The organism is Mucilaginibacter sp., assembly GCF_039207105.1.
Lineage (GTDB): Bacteria > Bacteroidota > Bacteroidia > Sphingobacteriales > Sphingobacteriaceae > Mucilaginibacter.
This window is the reverse complement of sequence record NZ_JBCECK010000245.1, coordinates 1-5,086: the sequence shown is the minus strand read 5'-3', so window position 1 is coordinate 5,086 and position 5,086 is coordinate 1. Positions and strand designations below refer to the sequence as shown.

Sequence of the window (5,086 nt, the reverse complement as noted above, 5' to 3'; positions counted from 1 at the left end):
GCCTATAATTTTGTGGGTTATTGCATTAATGTCATTTGTTGAATCTAAAGGCATAAGTTTTTAGGTTGATGAAATAATCAAAACATTATTAAAATTAGAGATATTTATTTAGAACAACTGAAAATGTACCAATCAAACAAAATCTTTAAATCCTTCTTAATCCTTAAATCGTGTAAACTTTTTATCGGTTAACACATAATGAATTAGCCTTTGTAGCGTTCATGACATCACCTTAATGCTGAAATTCCTGCTAACTTTGCCTTGTAAATGGCTTATAAGTATATTGATAATTACCGAGAGAAAGGTGCCCGCAAACGATTGGTTGACATCCTGCGAAAAAAAGGAATTCAGGATGAAGAAGTTTTATTGGCCATAAGTAAAGTACCCCGACACTACTTTTTTGACGAGACCTTCTGGAATCAGGCTTATAATGACATCGCTTTCCCGATAGGCGAAGGACAAACCATATCGCAGCCTTATACCGTAGCCTATCAAACCGAATTGCTGCACATCCGCAAGGGCGATAAGGTGTTGGAAATTGGTACTGGCTCGGGTTATCAAACCTGTATATTGCTTGAATTGGGTGCCACCGTTTACACTATTGAACGGCAAGAAAAGCTTTATGAACGTACCAAATTCATCCTGCCCGAAAAAATGGGTTATAAGCCCCACTTTTTTTGTGGCGATGGTTCTGTTGGTAAAGCCGAATATGCACCGTATGATAAGATCATCGTAACCGCGGGTGCACCCACTGTACCTGATGTGTTGCTGAAACAGCTGAAAATAGGAGGTATCCTTGTAATTCCGGTTGGGGATGAGGAAACCCAAAAAATGGTTACTGTATTAAAAGTTGCTGAGCACGATTATGAAAAAATAGTATTAGATACCTTTAGATTTGTGCCATTAGTTGGCGATAAAGCCTGGTAGGGAGGATTTTGGAATTCGGATGTCCGATTTCGGATTTATTACTTCTAATTGATATTTACGCTCAAGAAATTCTGATTTCGAAATCGAACATCCCAATTCCGAAATCATTTCAAAAAGCCTATTTGCTTCAAAATACCCAACTCATCCGAACTTCCCCAGCGTTCGGTCATTATACCATTTTTAAATTTACTTATCTGCATGCCTCGTACTTTTATAGGTTTGTTGGTAGGTGGGATACCCTGAAGCTCGCCCTGGTGCGTGCCGCTTATTTCATAGGCAAAAGCGATATTATCATCATCAGCCACCATGTGTACCAAGTCTACTTTAAGATCTGGAAATGCTGTGCGGAATTGTTTGAAAAAGGCGATGTATCCTTCGGGACCTTGTGCCTGATCAGGTGCAGGATCGTGGTCAACAGCATCTGGTGCTACAGCATCATACATTAAATCCCAGTTTTGGGTGTTCACTGCTTCTGCAAATTTTGTTAAGGCCTGGATGTTTGTTTCTTTACTCATAATGTGGTAGTTAAGGGTTTAATAATCAGTTTGTATTTGAATCATATAACCTGTTAAACAAATAAAGGTTTCTTAAAAAGAAACCTTTATTTACAAATGAGTTTATTGGTAAATTATCTTTTCATGGCCCTATCCATTTCAACCTTGGTATCGCGCTCTTTTAGCGTTTCGCGTTTATCAAATGTCTTTTTACCCTGGGCCAGGCCTATCTCCAATTTGGCAAAGCCCCGTTCGCTGATAAATAGAGCCAGTGGTACAATGGTTAAACCTTTTTCTTCACCACGGGTAAGCAATTTCTTGAGCTCTTTTTTGTTGAGCAGCAGCACACGATCGCGCTTAGCCTCATGGTTGTAAAACGAGCCGAATGAGTATTCAGATATGTGCAGATTACGTACATATAACTGGTTGCTGATAAAAGTGCAAAACGCATCATTAATGTTTGCTTTGCCCTCTCTGATAGATTTGATCTCGGTACCCAACAGTTTAATGCCGGCTACGTATTTATCCAGTATATGGTATTCAAAATAAGCTTTTTTGTTTTTTATATATATTTTATCCTCAGACATTGTTCTTCCTGTTCCTTAGGTTGCAAACTTACATAAAATTTTGCCCTTGTTATCTCTGTCGCATGGTGATGTTCAATTCTGTCATCACTGCGGTTTCACTACCAGTACAGGTACATTAACCCTATGCCTTACCGAATTTACGGTAGTGCCAAAAATGAGATCTTTAAGTGCCTTATGGCCATGCGACCCCATCACTATAAAATCAATATTTTCCTCATTTACAATTTTAGCAATTGATCTGGCCGGGCTGCCATAGCCAATTTGCGCCTGCGCTTTATAACCCAGTTTTTCCATAGCGGTAACGTATTTGTCAAGGTTATCTACGTCGCTCTGTGTTTCGTTATCTAACACCTGTTTACCATAATAGCGTGCGCCAGCGGTTTCTACCACGTGTATCAGAGTGTAATCGGCACGTTTGCCGCCCTGCATAATGGCATGCCGTAAGCAGTCATTATCATTTTTTGAAAAGTCTATGGTAATGGCGATATGCTTATAGGTAATAGCATCAAGATCGGTAATGGCCGTGGCAATACCGTGGGGCAGGTACGCTGGTTTGTCAGCATGTTTAAACAGCAACGGTCTTACCAAAACATAAACTAAAAGCAGGGATATGCCAATTACAAGAGGGATCACTAAGGCATAGATCCATACAGCGGCCGCGGGATCCTCTTTTATCCAGTCGGTTATTTGTTCATAAACTAGCTTAACATTTAATGCAACGATAGCTATGGCGCTGGCCCATGCCAGTATTTTTACGCCAAGTCCGATAGCAAAATTACCCATCCGCTTTTTGTCAGATGTAAAATGTATAAGCGGAATAACCGCGAAACCCAACTGTAAACTCAATACCACCTGGCTTAATACAAGCAGGTTGCCCAACGCGTCTTCACCAAAGTAAATAATAGTTAACATGGCAGGCACAATAGCCAGCAAGCGGGTAAGCAAACGGCGCAACCAGGGTTCAATACGCAGGTTAATGTGCCCCTCCATAATAATTTGACCGGCAAGTGTACCGGTTATGGTTGAGCTTTGGCCCGAAGCTATCAATGCGATGGCAAATAGGGCGGGCGCAATGTTGCCAAAAATATGTTCGAGCAGTTTGTAGGCATCCTGTATTTCGGCAACTTTGAAATAACCGTTCTTGAAAAATGCTGTTGCTGCCAGTATCAGTATAGCCGCGTTTACAAAAAATGCCAGGTTAAGCGCTATAACGGTATCAAACAAGTTAAATTTTATAGCCGATTTAATGCCTTCATCTGTACGGGTTATTTGTCTGGTTTGTACCAGTGATGAATGCAGGTAAAGATTATGCGGCATTACCGTGGCACCTATTATACCAATGGCAATGTATAAGGCCTCGCCGCTTAAGTTGCTTGGGGCAAAACCTTTGGCAATCTCCACCACATTGGGCTGCACAATAAACATCTCAACTAAAAAGGACAGGCCCACTATAAATATCATGGATATAATAAAGCCCTCCAGTTTGCGCATCCCCTTGTTCATCAGGTAAAGCATCAGCACCGTATCTGTTATCGTGAGGGAGACGCCCCATATCAACGGTAGGTGAAACAGCAGTTTCAAGCCGATAGCCATACCGATGATCTCGGCCAGGTCGCAAGCAATAATGGCTATTTGGGCCAGTATATACAAGCAGAAATTTACAAAGCGCGGGTATGCGTTTTTGGACGCCTGCGCCAGATCGAGCCCACGAACAATACCCAGCCTTGCACTTAATGATTGCAAAAGCAAGGCTATCAGATTTGATACAAACAGTACCCATATTAATTTATAGCCGAAAGCGCTGCCCCCGGCAATGTCTGTTGCCCAGTTACCCGGGTCCATATATCCAACGCTTACCAGATAGGCAGGGCCAAGAAAGGCCATTAGTTTGCGCCAACCTGTTTTATTTTCGGTAGTTACCGAACTATGTACATCACCTAATGATTGGTTATTATTGCTGCTCATAGGGCTATTAATAAGTTATTTGCCGCTTCGCGGCTAATGTGAATTTCTTTGTTGTTTTCTATTTGTAAAACCACCGAATGGTCAAATGCTATGATCTCGGTTACTTTTACTTTTTTACCGATGGTCAATTCTTGCTTTTCGAGATATTGCAGGAATGATGGAGTTTGATCACGAACTCCTGATATTACACCGCTATTGTTAAGTTCCAGGGTAGATACAGGTTTAAGCTCTGATGATTTAAAGTTACCATTACAGTCGGGTATTGGTTCGCCGTGAGGGTCATGTTGAGGATAGTCCATAAATTTATCCAGGCGGTCAATCAGTTCCTCTGATGATATGTGTTCCATTTCTTCGGCCATATCATGTACCTGGTCCCATTTAAAGTTGAGTTTTTCTACCAGGAAATATTCCCACAGGCGGTGCTTGCGAATAATACCAACAGCAATCTTCTGCCCCGATGGTGTAAGGCTTACTCCCTGGTACCGGGTGTAGTTGATCAGCGCTTTATCGGCCAGCTTTTTTAACATATCCGTTACCGATGATGCCTTGGTATTTAATGCCGCGGCAATTTGATTGGTGCTCACGTTTTCATCGCCCATTGATAGGTGATAAATAGATTTTAAATAATTTTCCTCGGCTAATGTGCTCATTTAAACAAATCTAATAAAAATTTTAGACTTATCTAAATTATGAAGGCTTGGGAAATATATTTTTGTTCAAGCACTTTTGAGTGAAATAAAATTTGGCGAACTGTGTAAAATTGTAGAAAACTGTATATTTGCATACATTATCGTAACCTAATGGCTGCTGAATTAGATAAAATTGATCTTCAAATACTTAAGATATTACAGGAAAATGGAAGGATAACCAACCTTCAATTATCAAACGAGATAGGGCTTTCGCCAGCACCCACCTTAGAGCGTGTACGTAAGCTGGAAAATGCCGAATATATTAAAAGCTACCACGCTCTTGTTGATGAGGAAAAACTGGGTTTAGGGATAAAAACATTTATCCAGATATCACTTGATTTTCATCAGAAAAATACGATCCAAACTTTTTTAGATGAAATAAAACACATCAAAGAGGTAACGGAGTGTCACCACGTAACCGGTC

Annotated in this window: 6 protein-coding genes; 2 read left to right on the top strand and 4 right to left on the bottom strand. The window is 40.7% G+C overall.

The genetic code is table 11. The features are described from left to right. The first annotated feature begins 267 nt into the window (after nucleotides 1-267). Nucleotides 268-927, top strand: a complete 660-nt coding sequence (locus AAGC65_RS24810; protein WP_343115154.1) for a protein-L-isoaspartate(D-aspartate) O-methyltransferase — start codon at nucleotides 268-270, stop codon at nucleotides 925-927. 104 nt (nucleotides 928-1,031) lie between these two features. On the opposite strand, the gene AAGC65_RS24805 is transcribed toward AAGC65_RS24810, so the two are convergent. From AAGC65_RS24805 to AAGC65_RS24790, 4 genes are all read right to left on the bottom strand, one after another. Next, a complete protein-coding gene (locus AAGC65_RS24805; RefSeq protein ID WP_343115153.1) occupies nucleotides 1,032-1,442 on the bottom strand; it encodes an ester cyclase in 411 nt (136 codons plus the stop codon). 113 nt (nucleotides 1,443-1,555) lie between these two features. Continuing rightward, nucleotides 1,556-2,008: an SsrA-binding protein SmpB gene (gene smpB, locus AAGC65_RS24800; RefSeq protein ID WP_343115152.1), complete on the bottom strand. Its 453-nt coding sequence runs from the start codon at nucleotides 2,006-2,008 to the stop codon at nucleotides 1,556-1,558. Between the two features lie 84 nt (nucleotides 2,009-2,092). Beyond that, entirely contained in the window at nucleotides 2,093-3,973 is a 1,881-nt protein-coding gene (locus AAGC65_RS24795) for an Nramp family divalent metal transporter (protein WP_343115151.1), read from the bottom strand. Continuing rightward, nucleotides 3,970-4,623 (bottom strand): metal-dependent transcriptional regulator, encoded by a 654-nt coding sequence (locus tag AAGC65_RS24790; protein ID WP_343115150.1) that lies wholly within the window; start codon nucleotides 4,621-4,623, stop codon nucleotides 3,970-3,972. The genes AAGC65_RS24795 and AAGC65_RS24790 overlap by 4 nt, the downstream gene beginning before the upstream one ends. A 150-nt stretch (nucleotides 4,624-4,773) precedes the next feature. On the opposite strand from AAGC65_RS24790, the gene AAGC65_RS24785 reads away from it, so the two are divergent. Next, the coding region (locus tag AAGC65_RS24785) for an Lrp/AsnC family transcriptional regulator (RefSeq protein WP_343115149.1) at nucleotides 4,774-5,086 on the top strand (313 nt) is incomplete at its 3' end.